Genomic DNA, 18988 nt, shown 5'->3' on the forward strand with positions numbered 1-18988 from the left:
GTGCGATATCAGTAATCAGGCAACTGTTGAGCCTGGGGCGGTAGCGTGCTTTTTTTTGCTTAACGGTATCGGACACTCTCAACAAAAGAGCCGCTTGTGGAAAAGTTATTCAGAAATATCCTGGTCATTAAAATGCGTTTTCATGGAGATATGCTACTGACAACCCCCGTCATCAGTACATTAAAACGTAACTATCCTGATGCCAAAATCGATGTGCTCCTTTACGAAGACACAAAGCCGATTTTATCTGAAAATCCGGAAATTAATGCGCTATATGGAATCAGTAAGAAAAACACCACGACAAAAAATAAAATCGCTAATTTCATTTCATTAATAAAAAAATTACGCCAAAACCAATATGATTTAGTAATCAACTTGACCGATCAGTGGCTGGTTGCACTATTGGTCCGTTTTTTGTCCGCTGATACAAAACTTTCCCCTGATTTCCTGCACCGTCAGAAGCCTTTCTGGCAGAAGAGCTTTACGCATCTTGTGCCGATTACTGGCGACCATATCGTCGAGCGTAACCTGTCGATTCTGAATCCACTTGGGCTTAAAACACTCAATCACGAACTGTCCATGCACTACGCTCCTTCCCATTGGAAAAATATCCATAAACAGCTAAAACAGCTCAACGTGGGTGAGCGCTATGTGGTTATTCAGCCAACCGCACGTCAGATCTTTAAATGCTGGGATAACGAGAAATTTTGCGAGGTTATTGATGCCTTACAGGAACAAGGTTATCCGGTTGTGCTGACCTCTGGACCTGGGAAGGAAGACCAGGAATGTATCCATGATATTGCTGAGGGATGCAAATTATCTCCCGTCACCGCGCTTGCGGGTAAAACGACGTTTCCTGAATTGGCTGCTCTCATTGATCATGCGGCGTTGTTTATCGGTGTTGACTCCGCGCCTATGCATATTTCCGCAGCGGTGAAGACCCCTATCATTTGTTTGTTTGGCGCGACGGATCATATCGCGTGGCGACCATGGGCGGAAAATGTCACGTTGCTTTGGGCTGGAAACTATCAGCCAGTACCGCCAAGAGAGCGGCTGGACCGTAGTTATAAATATCCGTCAGTGATCCCTGCGGAAGATGTCATTAACGCCGCCTGGCAAGTGCTCAATGGCGCCGCGCCAGAAGTTGAGGTGAATGCACAATGATTGTTGCCCTCTGTCTGTACAAATATTTTCCCTATGGTGGGCTACAGCGTGACTTTATGCGTATCGCTAAAACGATCGCGGCGCGCGGGCATCATGTCCGGGTCTATACACGAGCCTGGCAAGGGGAGCGTCCGGCGGAATTTGAGTGCGTTGATGTCCCGGTTACCGCACATTCCAACCATGGACGAGATAAACAGTATCAGACGTGGGTTCAGCAGCATTTAACTCAGTACCCGGCAGACCGCGTCCTGGGTTTTAACAAAATGCCGGGGCTGGATTATTACTACGCAGCGGATGTGTGTTATGCGGCGAAGGTAGCGAAAGAAAAGGGGTTCTTGTATCGCTTAACGGCGCGATACCGTCACTACGCAGCCTTTGAGCAAGCTGTCTTTAAACCAGGGGTGAAGACAAAGTTGCTGATGCTGACTACAAAACAAATTCTTGATTTTAAAATGTATTATCATACGGAAGACAATCGCTTTCAGCTTCTTCCGCCCGGCATCTATCCCGATAGAAAATACAGTAGTCAGGCCCCCGGTAGCCGTGAACGCTACCGTGAAGCCAACGGCATCACTCCGGATCACTTCTTATTGTTGCAGGTTGGTTCTGATTTTTCACGAAAAGGGGTCGGCCGCTCAATTGCCGCTGTCGCCGCACTGCCTGAGGCTATCCGTCGTCAAACCCAGCTCTTTGTTGTTGGTCAGGATAAACCTCGCGCATTCGCTGCGCAGGCAGAAAGAATGGGTGTGAAAGAGAACGTCCATTTCTTTGCTGGGCGTGATGATGTTGCACATCTGATGGCGGCCGCGGACGTGTTATTACATCCGGCGAAGCAGGAAGCTGCGGGAATTGTACTGGTTGAAGCTATCGCGGCGGGTTTGCCTGTGCTCGTGACGGAGGTCTGCGGGTACGCACCTCACGTAGCGGCGGCAGGATGCGGTGTTGTATTGAGTGAGCCTTTTGAGCAACATGTGCTTGATGACGATTTGCATAAGGTCCTGGCGGATAGTTCTCTTCGTGAAAAGTGGGCGAAAAATGCGCGGCATTATGCGGATACGCAGGATCTTTATAGTTTGCCAGAACATGTAGCGGATATTATTACAGGTGAATTGCATGGTTGAGTTAAATGAACCCTTTGCCACATTGTGGAAGGGAAAAGACCCATTCATCGAGGTTAGAAAGCTTCAGGGTGAGGTCTTTCGGGAACTAGAAACCCGTCGCACACTTCGTTTTAGCGTTGCTGATAAGAGCTATTTTTTGAAGTGGCACAGAGGTACCACTTATAAAGAAGTCATTAAAAATCTACTGTCACTTCGTATGCCGGTACTGGGTGCTGACCGTGAGTGGAATGCCATACACCGTTTAGCCTCCTTAGGCGTTGATACGATGCAAGGCGTTGCATTTGGCGAAACTGGTTGGAATCCGGTAAAGAAAACCTCTTTTATCATTACCGAAGATTTAACGCCAACTATTAGCCTGGAAGATTATTGTGCGAATTGGTGTGTTGAACCCCCGCATCCGCACGTAAAAAGAATGCTGATTCAACGTGTAGCCGATATGGTTCGCGCGATGCATCTTGGCGGTGTTAACCATCGTGATTGTTATATTTGCCATTTCTTACTTCATCTTCCATTTGATGATAAAAATGAAGATAGTCTAAAAATTTCGGTGATCGATCTGCATCGGGCACAAATTAGAAATAAAGTGCCTTTACGTTGGCGTAATAAGGATCTTACCGGGCTTTATTTTTCATCCGACAATATTGGATTGACGACCAGAGATTATTATAGATTTTTAAAAGTATATTTCAATCGTAGCCTGAAAGATATTATTAAGAACGAGAGTGTGTTCATTGAACAGGTTGAAGGAAAAGCCAAAGTTATTCGCGAAAGAACAATTCGCAAATCATTGTGATTTTAGCTGTAAAAAATATTATGTAAATGGAATTTGTATTTCATGGAATGAACTCATACTATGTCTCTTCTTGCATTTTTTATTTATAAATATTTGCCGGGTTTTGTTTCAATAGGGTTTATATGAATTCAAATACACAAACGCAAGCCTCACGTAAAGATATTGCAGTTTATTTGTTGTTAATTTCATTTTGTGTTCTATGTTTTGTCTGGCCTATCCAGAACTCAATTTTACCAACTAATAGAAATCTCTTTATATACTTAAGTACGGCATTAGTGCTATATTTTTACGTCCGTAAAAAATATGTATCTATTGAGCTTAGTCGACTGGCGAAATATGCTGTCGCTTTAACTCTTATTTTTCTCGTATTTACACTGGTCAATGGGTTATTTGTTGCGGTTGATGTGGGGAAAATGCTGCGCAGCTGGCAGGGGCAGTACCTGCGTGCAGGGCTATTATTCTTTGTTGGACTCTTTTTGTATCCAATCTGTAAGTATCATTTTAAAAATATAACGGCCAATAAGGTATTGTCTTTAGTTGTTCTGTGTTCGCTAGGGGTGATATTTATTCACCTGCTGCAGAATATCTATTTTTATATCAAGACAGGAACGATACTCTGGGGTGAGACGTGGATTGTGCCATCTCGCACCGAGATGAGCTTCCAGATAAACATGGTTTCGGGAATTTTACTGGCGGAACTTGCCTGTCGACTGTTTCTGGGCCGTAAGTATCTAATTTTCAGCAACAAACTGATGGTTGCCTTTATTTTGCTGTGCTTCATCTGTTCAGCATTAGCGAAGACCCGCTGGGGGACTATTGGTCTGATTGGTAGTACGATTTCTATCTGCGTATTTATTGCCTTAAAAGCGATTAGCCGAAAGAACTTGCCGAAGCTCTGCCTGGCTGCACTGGTCGTTGCGATAGTAGTGGGTATTATAGGCTACACTTCCTGGCATCAGGACTCTCGCTGGAAAAGCCTAAGCATGGATATGGTTGCTGGTTGGGATCTGGGTATGCACAGTCGTTGCTATAACGGTTTTGATGGCCCGTTGATGCAGGACAGCACTGGACGCATCATGGATGACTCGAATAGTTGTCGAGCATCGTTCTTCCGTCAGGGGAGCGAACTGATCGCTGAATATCCGTTTGGTGCGGGTCCGCGAAAAGATGCATTCTTAATGCTTCTGCAGGAAAAATATCACGACCCTGTTATTCAGCAATCTAACAGCCATTACGGGTTGATTGATGTCGCGCTTCAGAACGGTGTCTTTGGGCTTATCAACTGGCTGGCATTTGTCATGTTGATGATTCTTATTGGCTGGCGTGCATTCTCTCGTGATTTAATTATTCCGGGTCTGTATTTGTCTCTTCTCACGGTGAGCTTCTTGTTCCGTAGTGGTGTAGATAATATGATGCGTGATCACTACCTTGAGCAAAACCTTGCGTTATCAGGTTTAATGCTGGGTCTGATCTTTACGAGTAATAAAATATTACGGGCTAAAAAATGAAAGTTTTAATTATTCGTAGAGATAATATTGGCGACTTGATACTGACAACGCCGCTGATCTCGACTATTGCAAAAGACATGAATTGTAAAGTTGATTTGTTGGTTAACACTTACAATCAATCGATTATCGAAAATAATCCTCATGTAGGTAAAGTTTTCTTATACAGCAAGCTGCACCACCGTTCTAAAGGCACATCTAGCCTTAAGGTATTGTTTCAGCGCCTGAAGACGATTATCGATCTGCGCCGTGCTAAATATGATGTCGCGATTATTGCCAAAGAGCATTGGGATAAACGACCTTTACAGTGGGCAAAATTAGCAGGTGCTAAAAGAATTATCGCTATTGGTAATGACTGTCCGGACATTGTCACCGATGCCATTCCTGAAACTCAGGAGCAGCTTCATCTGGTCAATTTATTGGATAGATTAACGGGACCGCTAGGCTGTACTTCTAAACCAGGTCCGCTGGAGCTGTATGTCACACCACAAGAACTGGCTGATATAAAAGCAAAGATAGAATTTCCACAGGATAATTTACCTGTTTATGGGTTGCAGATAAGTTCCCGAAGAGAAGAACAGCAATGGCAAAAAGAAAAGTTTGTTGAGCTTGCGCATAAACTTGCAGCCATACAGGCGTGCCATATTATGTTATTCTGGTCTCCAGGAAAATCAGATAATAAGTTACATCCCGGTGATGATGATAAGGCTGATTTTATCCGCGCGCAATGTGCCGATCTGCCGATTATTCCAGTAAGAACGAATAGCGTTCGTGAGCTGATGGCTGGTATGTCACTATGCGATCAGATCGTGACCAGCGACGGTGGTGCCTTGCATATTGCTGCTGGGGTGCGCAAACCAGTGGTGGCGCTGTTCGGCAACAAGGCTGCATGGCTATGGACGCCATGGGGTGTGCCGTACGAAATGCTGCAAGGAAAAGATTATGATGCTCGCAATATTAGCGTCGATGATGTATTTACGCGGTTTGTAAGTCTGCAGGAGCAAGTGCGTAAAAATACGGCAATGGATGAAGCGTAAGTTTACTTATTGCTATAGATAAGTTGATATATTGATCTCTATCTGGCGATAGATTAAATAGGTTTTATTTAATGATTAGAGCATTGAGAAAAAAAATCCAGCTATTACTGGTTAATCTTTTTTTAATGATATATACCCGTAAGAAAGATTTTTCTTTTAGTCAGCAAGAATTTGAAAATCAGGATAAAAATCAGCTGAAGAATATCCTGATTTATTCTTCAACGGCGCTGGGTGATTTCATGATGAACTCTCCAGCAATTCATGCGCTCCGCCAGACATATCCTTCAGCGACAATCACCCTGATTTGCCACAAAAAGATGTATGACTTCCTCAAAGGGGGGAGTGACTGGGACGAACTTATCTCATGGGATAACAAACTCACTACCCTCCCTGCATTGGTTAAAGAGATCAAAAAACGTGGAACGCCAGACCTGACGGTGATTCTTCACTCACATACACCTTACGATTTCCTTAGCGCCATCATTGCCGGCACAAAGTATGTCTTTGTGGATAACGATAAGCAGGACATTCCACTCGTAAGTAAATGGGCAACCAACAGAATCAGTAAATTCGTTGGGCATACTATTCAGCGAAAGCTGGAGCTCATCATGCCTTTGCTGAATGAAAAGCCTGACAACAGTATGCACCTGCCGTTTCCTGTCGAACGTATGGTGAGCGAGGAAGATTCAAAACTGCGCTGGATTGGTTTTCAAATGGGAGCATCATCCTTTAAGAAATGCTGGCCTGTTGAGCGATTTGTCACTTTCGCAAACCAACTTTTTGCCCATGATGATGTGCGTGTCGTCCTGATTGGCGCGCCGAATGAAGTGCCTCTACAGGACGAATTTTTGCAAAAGCTGGATAGCCGCTTTCATGACCGCGTAAAACCACTTATCGGTAAAACGACGCTTAAAGGGCTGATTCAGGAAGTGAAGAATATGGACCTGCTGGTAACATCTGATACAGGACCTATGCACCTTGCCGTGGCAATGCGGGTTCCGACGGTGAGTATGTATGTGATTACCTCCCCCTATCTTTATGGCCCCTATCAGGACCCTCAATTGCACAAGGTGGTTTACAAAGCCTATACGACGCTGGATGAAATTAAGTATCGTTCAGCGCTAGAGAAGGTGAGTTGTGAAGAGATCATGGCGCATGTAAAACCATTCCTGCAGTAAGCTTACCGATGCTCTGCATGTTCTGATAAGCGTGCAGAGCACCCGTCCCGAGTCGGGGGTTTATATGTCGGACGGTAGGTGTGTCAGTACTTGCTGAGCGGTGAGTAACGACAGTTTTCCTTCCGGAGCAATGCACGTTAACTGGTTCTTACCGTATCCACCAATGAGCCCAGGGTCGGTGGGACCATACAGCGTAACGTTTGGGCGATTGAGTGCGGCGGTCAGGTGACTAAGGCCTGTATCAACCGAAACTACAAATTCAGCACCGGCGAGGATACGCGCAATTTCCTCAAGACTCATCCTTGGCAATACATCGACATTATCAAATCCTTCCGCAATTCTTCTTGCTCTTTCCTCTTCATGCGCTGCTCCCCAGGGAAGCTTAATGCGAATCCCTGTCTTTGGTATCAGCGTAATAAGGTCCCGCCAGTGCGCTTCTGTCCAATGCTTATCATCTCGCGTGGTCGCATGTAAAAATACGGCGTAGGGCTGCGAATTAGACGTTTGCTGTTTTACAAAATGCTGCGCAATAGCGTAATCACCCTGTAACTGCGGTTTAGCATACCCCAGACTTTTGGCGAACAGTTCACGGGTACGTTCTACCGCATGCTGCTGTTTGGCTATGTGATGTTTTCGATCATAAAACAGACTCGCCAGCGGTTCTCGGGCTGTGCTCCAGTCCATACCGTGCTTGATGCCACGTGCCAGACGTGTCACCAACGCCGCGCTTTTAACCAAACCCTGCGCATCAATTATCGCGTCATACTGCTGTAAACGCACCGCATCGCGAAACGCTTTACGCTCGGCTTTAATCGGCGCTGAAAACCAGGCTTTACGCCAGCGACGGATCGCCACTGGGATAACCCGGCCAACGGCTGAATGCCAGGAGGGGATTTGAGCGAACCCTTCTTCCACCACCCAATCAAATTGAATACCCGGAATAGCCTGCTGCGCATCGGTTAATGCGGGCAACGTATGCAGTACATCGCCCATAGACGACGTTTTAACGATCAGGACCCGCATCCGTCAGGCTTCCTCTTGTAACAACAGGTCGTTGAGTTCTTCCAGCACGCGCTGCGGCGTGATGTCAATCAGGCTCTGGTGATAGCCTTCTGCCGCATCGCCCTTACGCACTTTGTGATACCCCGTAATCAGGCGAATAACACGTGCCTTGTGGGAAAGCGGAGGCGTAAAATCTGGGCTACTTGGACCATACAATGCGACCAGTGGACGGTTCAGCGCCGCGGCCACGTGCATTAATCCAGAATCGTTGGTGACCACCGCTTTGCAGGCGGCGAGCAGAATGACGGCCTGCTCCAGCTGTGTTTCGCCTGCCAGATTACGGCACCAGGCTTGCTGTTCAGTGCTCAGCGTTGCCAGGATCTCATTGCCGGCTTCATGGTCTTTTGCTGAGCCAAACAGCACAATCTGATGGCCTTCATCGATTAGCTGCTTCGCCAGCTCTGCGTAGTGGTAATGTGGCCAGCGTTTCGCCGGACCAAATTCCGCACCCGGGCAAAAGCCGATGATGGGACGTTCGGCTGAAAGGGAGAACTGACTACAGGTCAGGGACTTTTCACCCTCGCTAACCTGCAACTGCGGCCATAGCAGAGGCTGCGGCAAATCTTTGGCCGTCAGCATCACGCCTTTATCATAAGCCAGAGCCACATAGCGCTCGACCATCAGCGGCCATGCGTCTTTATCCAGCACGCGCGCATCGTTTAGCAGGCCGTAGCGCATCTCGCCACGCCAACCGGTACGATGGGGTATACCCGCAAAGAACGGCACCAGAGCGGATTTAAACGAGTTAGGCAGCACATAAGCGCGGTCATAGCGCTTCTCACGCAGGCTGTGACCGAGTTTACGGCGCTCGCCGATCTCCAGCGCGCCGTGCCCCAGCGGCATGGCGATAGCTTCATTAACTTCAGGCATGCGCGACAATAACGGACGGCACCATGCAGGTGCCATCACGTCGATTATCGCCTGGGGATAGCGCGCCTTGAGCGTGCGATAGAGACTTTGCGACATCATCATGTCGCCCACCCAAGACGGGCCAACCACCAAAATTTTCATACTTACGCGTCGCGGTTCAGCCAGGCCATATATTCCGTGACGCCTTCGGCGACGGTTTTAAACGGCTTGTCATATCCCGCTGCGCGAAGGTTCGTCAGATCTGCCTGAGTAAATGCCTGGTAGCGGCCTTTCAGTTTTTCCGGGAATGGAATGTACTCAATGCTGCCTTTTTTGTGGTACGCCAGCGTAGCATCGGCAACGGCCTGGAAAGATTCCGCACGGCCTGTACCGAGGTTAAAGATGCCTGAAACCCCGTTTTCCAGGAACCACAGGTTTACCGCAGCCACGTCGCCTACGTAAACGAAATCACGTTTGAAGTTTTCACTGCCTTCGAACAGTTTTGGTGTTTCGCCATTGTTAAGCTGGGTGTTGAGGTGGAAAGCGACGCTTGCCATGCTGCCTTTGTGGCCTTCACGCGGTCCGTAGACGTTGAAATAGCGGAAGCCAACAATCTGAGAATTGGCTTCTGGCAGGATCTGACGCACGTACTCGTCGAACAGGAATTTTGAGTAACCGTAGACGTTCAGCGGTTTCTCATATTCACGGGATTCGATGAAATCAGAAGTGCGACCGCCGTAGGTGGCGGCAGAGGACGCGTACAGGAACGGGATTTCACGCTCCAGGCAGTAGTGCAGCAGCTCTTTGGAGTATTGATAGTTGTTATCCATCATATACTTGCCGTCCCACTCGGTGGTGGAAGAGCATGCGCCTTCGTGGAAGATCGCTTCGATATCGCCGAAATCTTCCCCGGCCATAATCTGGATCAGGAAGTCTTCCTTGTCCATGTAGTCAGCAATATTCAGATCCACCAGGTTAACAAACTTGGTGCCGTCTTTCAGGTTGTCCACCACCAGGATGTCGGTGATACCTTTATCATTCAGGGACTTAACGATGTTGCTGCCGATAAAGCCCGCGCCGCCGGTAACGATGATCATAAATGTAACCTTTGAATTATGGAGTCAGAGACAATCTCAGACACGAATACTTCTATCATATCACTACATGGCTTAGGCTTCAGCCATTCACCGATAAGCCGTGCGGGTACACGTGATTTATGCTTCATTTTGAAGAAGTGATGATGCGTCATCTCGTATCAACGTATAGCTTTGGGTAATATGTGCTGAAATTTGCCCAGTCTGGAGAATTGAAATGCGTGGGGATTTTTACAAACAGTTAACGAACGATCTCGAAACCGCACGTGCGGAAGGATTGTTTAAAGAAGAACGCATTATTACATCTGCCCAGCAGGCGGATATTACCGTGGCGGACGGAAGCCACGTTATTAACTTTTGTGCGAACAACTATCTGGGGCTGGCTAACCACCCGGAACTGATTGCAGCGGCAAAAGCGGGTATGGATTCTCACGGATTTGGTATGGCTTCGGTTCGCTTTATTTGCGGTACCCAGGACAGCCATAAGCAACTGGAGCAAAAACTGGCGGCATTCCTCGGTATGGAAGATGCCATCCTTTACTCTTCCTGCTTCGACGCCAACGGCGGCCTGTTTGAAACGCTGCTGGGCGCAGAAGACGCAATTATTTCCGATGCCCTGAACCACGCTTCTATCATTGATGGCGTGCGCCTGTGTAAAGCAAAACGTTTCCGTTACGCCAACAACGATATGGTGGAGCTGGAAGCTCGCCTGAAAGAAGCGCGTGAAGCGGGCGCTCGTCATATCCTGATCGCCACCGATGGCGTGTTCTCTATGGATGGTGTGATCGCTAACCTGAAAGGCGTTTGCGATCTGGCGGATAAATACGACGCGCTGGTCATGGTTGATGATTCCCATGCCGTCGGTTTTGTCGGCGAAAATGGTCGTGGCTCCCATGAATACTGTGACGTGATGGGTCGCGTGGACATCATCACCGGTACGCTGGGTAAAGCACTCGGCGGCGCATCCGGTGGTTACACCGCAGCGCGCAAAGAAGTTGTTGAGTGGCTGCGTCAGCGTTCCCGTCCTTATTTGTTCTCCAACTCACTGGCGCCGGCGATTGTTGCGGCCTCCATTAAAGTGCTGGAAATGGTTGAAGCTGGCAGCGACCTGCGCGATCGCCTGTGGGCGAATGCACGTCAGTTCCGCGAGCAAATGTCTGCCGCAGGCTTTACGTTAGCTGGTGCGGATCACGCGATCATCCCGGTCATGCTGGGTGATGCAGTAGTGGCACAGGCGTTCGCCCGCGAGCTGCAAAAAGAGGGGATTTACGTTACCGGATTCTTCTATCCGGTGGTTCCAAAAGGCCAGGCGCGTATCCGTACCCAGATGTCTGCGGCGCATACCCCTGAGCAGATTACGCGTGCTGTTGAGGCGTTCACACGCATTGGTAAACAACTGGGCGTTATTGCCTGAGGATGTGAAATGAAAGCGTTATCCAAACTGAAAGCGGAAGAGGGCATTTGGATGACCGACGTTCCTGAACCGGAAGTCGGTCATAACGATTTGCTGATTAAAATCCGTAAAACAGCCATCTGCGGGACTGACGTTCACATTTATAACTGGGATGAATGGTCGCAAAAAACCATCCCGGTACCGATGGTCGTTGGGCATGAATATGTCGGCGAAGTTGTTGGCATCGGCCAGGAAGTTAAAGGCTTTAAAATCGGCGATCGCGTTTCAGGCGAAGGTCATATCACCTGCGGGCATTGCCGTAACTGCCGCGGTGGACGTACTCACCTGTGCCGCAATACGACCGGTGTTGGTGTAAATCGTCCGGGCTGCTTTGCGGAGTACCTGGTGATCCCGGCATTTAACGCATTTAAAATCCCGGACAATATCTCCGACGACCTGGCGTCTATCTTCGATCCGTTCGGTAATGCAGTGCACACGGCGCTGTCGTTTGATCTGGTTGGGGAAGATGTACTGGTTTCCGGTGCGGGTCCAATCGGTATTATGGCGGCAGCGGTCGCGAAGCATGTTGGCGCACGCCACGTAGTGATCACCGACGTTAATGAGTATCGCCTTGAGCTGGCGCGTAAAATGGGTATCACCCGCGCGGTCAACGTGTCGAAAGAGAATCTGACCGACGTGATGGCTGAACTGGGTATGACCGAAGGGTTTGATGTGGGCCTGGAGATGTCCGGGGCGCCGCCAGCGTTTCGCGCCATGCTGGACACCATGAACCACGGTGGTCGTATTGCTATGCTGGGTATTCCGCCATCTGATATGTCCATCGACTGGACGAAAGTTATCTTTAAGGGGCTGTTTATTAAAGGTATCTACGGTCGTGAGATGTTTGAAACCTGGTACAAAATGGCTGCACTGATCCAGTCTGGACTGGATTTGTCGCCGATAATCACCCATCGATTCTCCATCGATGAATTCCAGCAGGGCTTTGACGCGATGCGTTCAGGCCAGTCAGGGAAAGTGATCCTGAGCTGGGATTAGTATTAAGCCGGTAAGAATGAATAGCCAGATATGATTAATATCTGGCTATTTTTTACTTGCCGCGAATTTTTCGTGAAAGTCGGCGAAGCTTTTCTTTCAATAAAATCAGGTTATAAACGAAGCCACGACCCTGAATATCGATATTGTATTTATTCCGGAGCGTGAGGATATCGTTCGCCTGGCATATTTTCATAATGCCTTTGCATGAAAGATCGATAACTTTAAGTTCACCAGATGGCGTTCTAATAAAATTCCCAGGGTGAATGTCATTCGATGCAAGACCTGCATTGTGAAGTTTAATAATACAGTTTTTCACCTCTTCGGCATTACTTTCGTTGATTTCGGCAAGGGGTTTGCCATCAATGTATTCATGCACGGTTGACACTTCAACACATTGACGAAAATGACATTTTTCAGCGACGTAATACAGGTCTGCAGTACAGGCGCGTTGTTCTGGAGTTAAGCGTGCCAGTCGTTTAATCATATGTGAATAAAAGGGACCGGAAATAAAGTTTAGCGCTTTTTTTTCAAAGCGGTTGTCTATTTCACGATCGTTTTTGACGATGAACTTTTTATTTTCATATTCGACAAGATGGACGCTGCGAAAACCATTTTCAGCATTCAGTTGCTTCCATTTTATTTCACTATTTGATATTTTTTCCATCAACAAAGGGAAATTAATATTTTCATTCTTGAAATAAACATTAAAGTCACCTAATTCAATCCTACTAATGTTCATTAAATTCGCCTTCGTATATATAATTTATTGTAGATAGTAATATTCTGTATTATACAAAATTGTATCGACGATGGTTAGTTAATACATGCTTTTATGTAAAAGGCACATAAACAGCGCAGCTATACTCTATCTAATTGAAAATAATTGATTAATTTATTTTCGTTATGAAGATTTATGACTTAAAGTATCAATGTAGCAAGGGGGGGTTGGCCATCATTACATTTGTACTGTTCATTTTGTGATAGAGATCAAGTTAGTATAACAAAATCCTTTGTCATACACAGGTAACAACTAAGTTGGCTATTTGTGCTGTTTTTTGTTTCTCGGACGTGTAAGTAAATAGATTATAAATCTAGTTAATATAAATTTGTAGGGACGCTGGCCTATTCCTCTGAAAATTTTATCTCTTGTCCGACCTTAATAATATCTTAATAATCGGGTGATAGAGTAACGACAATCCCATAGATTAGATGATTACCCTAAGATGCAAAGTAAATATAAATTAAGCGTTATTATCCCTTTATATAATGCCGGTAGTTACTTTCGTGACTGTATGGAGTCGTTAATTGCGCAGACCTGGAAAGATCTTGAAATCATCATTGTAAATGATGGTTCTACGGACTGCTCAGTCGATATTGCGCAATGCTATGCGGAAAAGTATCCCCATGTTCGGCTGCTGCATCAGGCCAACCAGGGTGTCTCTGTCGCGCGTAACCTTGGCCTGGATGTCGCTGTGGGGGATTATATCGCATTCGTTGATGCCGATGATGAAGTCTATCCGGAGATGTATGAGACATTGATGGGAATGGCTTTGCAGGATAACCTTGACGTTGTACAAAGCAACGCAGACTGGAGTTCGCGGGAAACATCCCGAGTCTGGGTATCCATTCCAACAGATCGTCTGCGTTCTACCGGTATTCTCTCCGGCCCAGACTGGTTGCGTATGGGGCTTGCTTCGCGCCGCTGGACGCATGTTCTCTGGATGGGGGTATATAGAAATGACCTTATTAAAGAACACAATATAAGGTTTATCCCTGGGTTACACCATCAGGATGTCTTGTGGAGTACGGTGTTTATGTTTAATGCCACTCGTGTGAAATATACGGAAAAACCATTATATAAATACTACCAACATGATGGCTCAATTAGCCACATGAAGCGGCAGGGTGAAGCGAATTTAAACTATCAACGGCACTATATAAAGATCACTCGCCTGCTGGATGAACTTAATCATAGCTACGCTAACCGCATCACTATCCATCCTGAGTTTAAACAACAGGTGATTTATGAGGGACTGCGAGTATGTCATTGTATTCGTAAAGAACCCGATCCACAGATCCGTCAGCGCATGATTGCTGAAGTATTTGTATCGGGTATGTTCAAGCGTATGGTGAGGAATATCTGCAGCGTTAAGCTGGGTTATCAGGTGCTGTTGTGGGCCATCCGCTTTAGCCAGTGGCGCGATAAATCACTGACGCCGCGCCGCCTGGCCAATTTAACGCTGGCTAGTAAAGACTGATTATTGCCAGCCCTGCCACTGCAGGCGCATATACTGCACCAGCGTGCTTTGGGTGATGCTTTCGCCGAGCACGCTGAAGAAGCGGCTGGCGTACACCGGCTCTAACGGCTGTTTCGGTTTGCATAATTTCACTCCACGGAAAGGATTCCGCGGCGCATCAGGCGTACCGTTTCTCGGTGGCGTGAGGTTTGGTCTGGAGGTATCCACCTGTGGTTCATTTAGCAGGCTGCTTGGGCGAACCAGCGTGATGTCGGCTGGCAGGCTATACAGCATCTGCTGCAGGACGCGAACCGTAGACGGGTGAGGGTGGCCAATGGCGATTGCGGAACCGTTGCGGCGCGCCAGCTCGACGGCACGATTAAACTGACGGCGAATATCGGCTTCGTTTTGCGTGTCATCCAGGAAGACTTTGCGTTTGATGACCTTCACACCGGTGCCTGACGCTGCGCGCATTGCCTGGCTGTTACCGATGGTCATGCTGTCCAGAAAGTAGAGGTCGTAGCGTTCCAGCGCCTGCATCACCTTCTGCATGCCAAACAAACTGGAGGTCATCGCGCTGCCCATGTGGTTGTTCAGCCCGACCGCATTCGGCACTTTGCTTACCGCGTCGCGAATAATCCGCTCAATCTCTTCGCTGCTCATTTCCGGGCGTAACGTATCTTTCTCTAACGGCTGTTTGCTCAGCGGCGCCATCGGTAGATGGATTAAGACTTCATGCCCGCTGTTATGCGCTTTGATTGCCATTTCACGTGCATGTGGGGCGTTAGGCAAAACGGCAACGGAGATGGCAGAAGGCATTGCCAGTACCTGGTTTTCAGTGTGTGGGCGATAGCCGAAATCATCAATAACGATGGCGAGTTTGCCAGCAAATACAGGTGTTGCGAAGGCCAGCAGGCTGGCGAGAGAGAGTAGTAGACGACGAAATTGTTGTGGCAAAACTTATCTTCCCAACCACGGCTGTGGATTGACCGCCTGACCCTGGCGACGAATTTCGAAATAGAGTGCCGGCCTGCCCTGACCGCCGCTGCTACCCACAAGTGCTATAGGCTGCCCGGCGCGAACCTGCGTACCGACGCTGACCAGTGCGCTCTGGTTATAACCGTACAGGCTCATATCGCCTTTACCGTGTTCTACGACGACTACCAGGCCATAGCCCTGCAGCCAGTCCGCCAGAATGACGCGACCATCGGCAATGGCTTTAACTTCGGTGCCTTCGGATGCGCCAATAACCATCCCCTTCCAACGTAGCTCACCCTGCAGCTGTTCGCCATAACGATGTAGAGTTGGACCACGAACGGGCCAGAATGCCTGACCGCGAGGCGAACCCAAACCGCCGGTACGCGACATCAGTGATTTTTCACTTTCGGTCGGTTTATAGGTTGAGCCTTTTCGCGACGCATCCTGTTGCTTATCGCGTACGGCCTGAGCCTCGCGTGCTTCACGTTCGGCACGAGCTTTGGCTGCGGCTTCGGCGCGGGCAATGCTGTTGCGCAGACGGGATTCGTTGGCGCGCATTTCGCCCAGTTGCTGTTGCCCCTGTTGAATCGATGATTCCAGACTCGAAAGCGTTTTCTGGCGTTCGTTACGTGCCTGTTCCAGCTTAGCCTGCTGAGCGCGCTGTTCGTACAGAAGCGTCTGCTGCTCGCTCTGCTTATCTTCCAGCTCGGCTTTTTGCGAGTCGACCTCTTCGCGGGTTTGTTTCAACTGTGCGATAGTTTCCTGTCGCGCCTGGTTCAGATAGCCGAAATAGGCCTGCAGGCGTTGCCCGCGCTGGCTCTCTTCCCCGCTGAGGATAAGCTGAATACCGGTGTGTTCGCCCTGGCGAAATGCTGCATCAAGTTGGGCTGCAAGGCTGCGTTCTTGCGCTGCTCGTTGCTTTTCCAGCTTCGCGAGTGCTGCATTCATCTCTGCGATTTGCGCATTCAGTTGTGCCAGTGAGTTTTGCGTTTCGCGCAACTGCCTTGCGGCAACGGCGATGGCTTGTTCCTGAGCTTTAAGCTGAGCGAGGAGGGTGGCGCGTTGTTGTTGCTGTTGGCGTACCGCGCGTTCTTTTGCCGCGATATCGGCCTGAATAGATTTGAGCTGGTCGCGTTCGTCCGCGTGGGCGGAAAAGGCGCACAGCAATACGCCAGCGCTAAGCGCGCTGGCGTAGAACAAGGGCCTGACTGAAAACTTACGCGGTTTCACGGCCCGAGTGATGGTATTAATCGCCTTTCCCCTCATGGGGAGGGATTATTCCACGATGAACAGCGGCTTACCAGTCATCTCTTGCGGGATTTCCATACCCATCAGCGTCAGCATCGTCGGGGCGATATCAGAAAGTTTGCCGCCTTCGACTGCTTTGACGTTCTTACCACCGACATAAATCAGCGGAACGGGCAGGTTGGTGTGCGCTGTGTGCGCCTGACCGGTGGACGGATCGCGCATCTGCTCTGCGTTACCGTGGTCTGCGGTGATCAGCAACTGGCCGCCAACGGATTCAACCGCTTTAGTCACCTGCTCAACGCAGTGATCCAGCGCTTCAACCGCTTTAACCGCAGCTTCCATCACCCCGGTGTGACCAACCATGTCGCCGTTCGGGTAGTTACAAATGATGGTGTCGTATTTTCCGCTCTCAATCGCAGCAACCAGTTTTTCGGTCAGCTCAGCAGAGCTCATTTCCGGCTGCAGATCGTAGGTCGCAACTTTCGGCGAGTTGATCAGGATGCGGTCTTCGCCTTTGAACGGTTCTTCTACGCCGCCGTTGAAGAAGAAGGTCACGTGTGCATATTTTTCAGTTTCGGAAATACGCAGCTGCGTTTTGTCGTTCTTCGCCATCCACTCGCCAAGGGTGTTAGCCAGAGAGGCTGGTGGGTAAGCAACCGCAGTTTTGATGTCGGCCGCGTATTCGGTCAGCATCACAAAGTTGAGGTTAACGACTTTCTTACGGGCGAAGCCGTCGAAGTCAGCGTTAACAAACGCACGGGTGATTTCACGCGCACGGTCAGCACGGAAGTTCATGAAAATCAGCGTATCGCCGTCTTCCATGGCGGCTTCAGCCTGGCCTTCAGCACGGATCACGGTCGCTTTCACGAATTCGTCGTTTTCGTCGCGGGCATAAGCAGCTTGCAGGCCTTCAACCGCCGTAGCGAACTGGAACTCACCTTTTGCCAGCGTCATCAGGTCATAAGCCTGTTCAACGCGATCCCAACGGTTGTCGCGGTCCATAGCGTAGTAACGACCAATGATGGACGCTACGCGGCCTTTGCCCAGCGCGGCAAATTTCTCTTCGAATTTCTGCAGTGAATGTTCAGCGCTGCGCGGCGGGGTATCACGGCCATCAAGGAAAGCGTGCAGGTAGATTTTCTCAGCGCCACGTTCAGCGGCCATTTCTACCATCGCCATGATGTGATCTTCGTGGCTGTGAACGCCGCCCGCGGAGAGAAGACCCATAATGTGTACCGCTTTGCCGCTATTTTTTGCCTGGTCGACCGCATTGGTCAGCACCGGGTTAGCGAAGAAAGTACGCTCTTTAATTTCTACATCCAGACGGGTCAGGTCCTGATACACGATGCGGCCCGCGCCCAGGTTGACGTGACCCACTTCGGAGTTGCCCATCTGGCGATCGGGCAGGCCAACTTCCAGGCCAGACGCATCAATCAGGGTATGCGGACGTTTTGCCCACAGGGCATCCATTACCGGGGTTTTGGCATTAAAGATGGCGTTATCCTGGCTGTCTTCGCGATAGCCATAGCCATCCAGAATCACCAGTATCATAGGTTTTTTAGAAACCGACATTGCGACAACCTCACACTTAATAGATAAAAAATAATTGCGTAATTTTACTACAGCTGAATCGATAAAGTAGCCCCAGAAGATCAAATAATCGACCAGAGCGCGCCGCAGAGGGCTTGGTTTTAGGTTTTTTTTTCCGTAGCGCCCCGCAAAAATGCAATCCAATGCACGCTCTGGCTGTATTTGCGCCAACGCGCAGGTATACTCCTTTCCTGGTTTTTTTAATCACTGAGTCGGGAGTTGTTACCCCCCATGCAAGAAATTATGCAATTTGTTAGTCGCCACCCTGTATTGAGTATCGCCTGGATTGCGTTACTGGCGGCTGTATTATTTACCACGTTTAAGAGCCTGACTTCCAAAGTGAAGGTGATTACGCGCGGAGAAGCCACACGTCTCATCAATAAAGAAGACGCCGTTGTCGTGGATTTACGTCAGCGCGACGACTTCCGCAAAGGTCATATCGCTGGCTCCACTAACCTGCTGCCGAGCGAAATCAAAGCCAACAACTTTGGCGAACTGGAAAAACACAAAAACAAACCTGTTATTGTGGTTGATGGCTCAGGCATGCAGTGCCAGGATTCAGCGACTGCGCTGATTAAAGCCGGTTTTGAGCAGGTGTCTGTACTGAAAGATGGCGTAGCGGGCTGGAGTGGTGAGAATCTGCCACTGGTTCGCGGCAAGTAATTTACCCGTCTTCTTTCATG

At 48.7% G+C, this 18988-nt stretch carries 17 protein-coding genes; 10 read left to right on the plus strand and 7 right to left on the minus strand.

The features are described from left to right. Nucleotides 1–96 precede the first annotated feature (96 nt). From rfaQ to OGY83_RS13600, 6 genes are all read left to right on the plus strand, one after another. Nucleotides 97–1164 carry a lipopolysaccharide core heptosyltransferase RfaQ gene (gene rfaQ, locus OGY83_RS13575; protein ID WP_286636072.1) on the plus strand — a complete coding sequence of 356 codons (1068 nt, stop codon included), beginning with the start codon at nucleotides 97–99 and terminating at the stop codon, nucleotides 1162–1164. After that, nucleotides 1161–2285, plus strand: a complete 1125-nt coding sequence (locus tag OGY83_RS13580; protein ID WP_079939692.1) for a glycosyltransferase family 4 protein — start codon at nucleotides 1161–1163, stop codon at nucleotides 2283–2285. The genes rfaQ and OGY83_RS13580 overlap by 4 nt, the downstream gene beginning before the upstream one ends. Beyond that, entirely contained in the window at nucleotides 2278–3078 is an 801-nt protein-coding gene (gene rfaP, locus OGY83_RS13585; protein ID WP_079939691.1) for a lipopolysaccharide core heptose(I) kinase RfaP, read from the plus strand. The genes OGY83_RS13580 and rfaP overlap by 8 nt, the downstream gene beginning before the upstream one ends. A gap of 122 nt (nucleotides 3079–3200) precedes the next feature. Beyond that, nucleotides 3201–4586 carry an O-antigen ligase family protein gene (locus OGY83_RS13590; RefSeq protein ID WP_079939690.1) on the plus strand — a complete coding sequence of 462 codons (1386 nt, stop codon included), beginning with the start codon at nucleotides 3201–3203 and terminating at the stop codon, nucleotides 4584–4586. Beyond that, nucleotides 4583–5620 (plus strand): glycosyltransferase family 9 protein, encoded by a 1038-nt coding sequence (locus OGY83_RS13595; RefSeq protein ID WP_286636073.1) that lies wholly within the window; start codon nucleotides 4583–4585, stop codon nucleotides 5618–5620. Before OGY83_RS13590 ends, OGY83_RS13595 begins: the two co-directional genes overlap by 4 nt. 71 nt (nucleotides 5621–5691) lie before the next feature. Further along, complete coding sequence (locus tag OGY83_RS13600) at nucleotides 5692–6798, plus strand: glycosyltransferase family 9 protein (protein ID WP_079939688.1); 1107 nt, start codon at nucleotides 5692–5694, stop codon at nucleotides 6796–6798. A gap of 60 nt (nucleotides 6799–6858) precedes the next feature. Here OGY83_RS13600 and rfaC read toward each other — a convergent pair whose 3' ends face one another. The 3 genes from rfaC to rfaD are packed head-to-tail and all read right to left on the minus strand — an operon-like array spanning nucleotide 6859 to nucleotide 9806. Then, on the minus strand, nucleotides 6859–7821 hold the full coding sequence (gene rfaC / locus OGY83_RS13605; RefSeq protein WP_079939687.1) for a lipopolysaccharide heptosyltransferase RfaC: 963 nt from the start codon (nucleotides 7819–7821) through the stop codon (nucleotides 6859–6861). A gap of 3 nt (nucleotides 7822–7824) precedes the next feature. After that, nucleotides 7825–8871: an ADP-heptose--LPS heptosyltransferase RfaF gene (rfaF, locus tag OGY83_RS13610; protein WP_071446339.1), complete on the minus strand. Its 1047-nt coding sequence runs from the start codon at nucleotides 8869–8871 to the stop codon at nucleotides 7825–7827. Between the two features lie 2 nt (nucleotides 8872–8873). Continuing rightward, nucleotides 8874–9806, minus strand: coding sequence for an ADP-glyceromanno-heptose 6-epimerase (gene rfaD, locus OGY83_RS13615; protein WP_003827312.1), 933 nt, complete (start codon nucleotides 9804–9806; stop codon nucleotides 8874–8876). A 214-nt stretch (nucleotides 9807–10020) separates the two neighbouring features. On the opposite strand from rfaD, the gene kbl reads away from it, so the two are divergent. After that, nucleotides 10021–11217, plus strand: coding sequence for a glycine C-acetyltransferase (gene kbl, locus OGY83_RS13620; RefSeq protein WP_003827313.1), 1197 nt, complete (start codon nucleotides 10021–10023; stop codon nucleotides 11215–11217). 9 nt (nucleotides 11218–11226) lie between these two features. Next, complete coding sequence (gene tdh, locus OGY83_RS13625; RefSeq protein WP_003024132.1) at nucleotides 11227–12252, plus strand: L-threonine 3-dehydrogenase; 1026 nt, start codon at nucleotides 11227–11229, stop codon at nucleotides 12250–12252. Nucleotides 12253–12304: 52 nt separating this feature from the next. Here the strand turns inward: tdh and OGY83_RS13630 are convergent, their stop codons facing one another. Beyond that, complete coding sequence (locus OGY83_RS13630; protein ID WP_286636075.1) at nucleotides 12305–12991, minus strand: lipopolysaccharide core heptose(II) kinase RfaY; 687 nt, start codon at nucleotides 12989–12991, stop codon at nucleotides 12305–12307. Nucleotides 12992–13475: 484 nt separating this feature from the next. Here OGY83_RS13630 and OGY83_RS13635 point away from each other — a divergent pair, with 484 nt between their 5' ends. After that, a complete protein-coding gene (locus OGY83_RS13635; protein ID WP_123269018.1) occupies nucleotides 13476–14510 on the plus strand; it encodes a glycosyltransferase in 1035 nt (344 codons plus the stop codon). Here OGY83_RS13635 and OGY83_RS13640 read toward each other — a convergent pair whose 3' ends face one another. The 3 genes from OGY83_RS13640 to gpmM are packed head-to-tail and all read right to left on the minus strand — an operon-like array spanning nucleotide 14511 to nucleotide 18287. Beyond that, nucleotides 14511–15446 carry a divergent polysaccharide deacetylase family protein gene (locus OGY83_RS13640; protein WP_286636076.1) on the minus strand — a complete coding sequence of 312 codons (936 nt, stop codon included), beginning with the start codon at nucleotides 15444–15446 and terminating at the stop codon, nucleotides 14511–14513. A gap of 3 nt (nucleotides 15447–15449) precedes the next feature. Beyond that, nucleotides 15450–16709 (minus strand): murein hydrolase activator EnvC, encoded by a 1260-nt coding sequence (gene envC, locus OGY83_RS13645; protein ID WP_231504629.1) that lies wholly within the window; start codon nucleotides 16707–16709, stop codon nucleotides 15450–15452. A 33-nt stretch (nucleotides 16710–16742) separates the two neighbouring features. Continuing rightward, a complete protein-coding gene (gene gpmM / locus OGY83_RS13650) occupies nucleotides 16743–18287 on the minus strand; it encodes a 2,3-bisphosphoglycerate-independent phosphoglycerate mutase (RefSeq protein WP_286636077.1) in 1545 nt (514 codons plus the stop codon). Between the two features lie 249 nt (nucleotides 18288–18536). On the opposite strand from gpmM, the gene OGY83_RS13655 reads away from it, so the two are divergent. Beyond that, the gene (locus tag OGY83_RS13655; RefSeq protein WP_003024148.1) at nucleotides 18537–18968 is read left to right on the plus strand and encodes a rhodanese-like domain-containing protein; all 432 of its coding nucleotides are present in this window, start codon (nucleotides 18537–18539) and stop codon (nucleotides 18966–18968) included. Nucleotides 18969–18988 lie beyond the last annotated feature (20 nt).

It is taken from the genome of Citrobacter sp. Cpo090, assembly GCF_030332665.1.
In the GTDB taxonomy this organism is placed as follows: Bacteria; Pseudomonadota; Gammaproteobacteria; order Enterobacterales; family Enterobacteriaceae; genus Citrobacter; species Citrobacter portucalensis.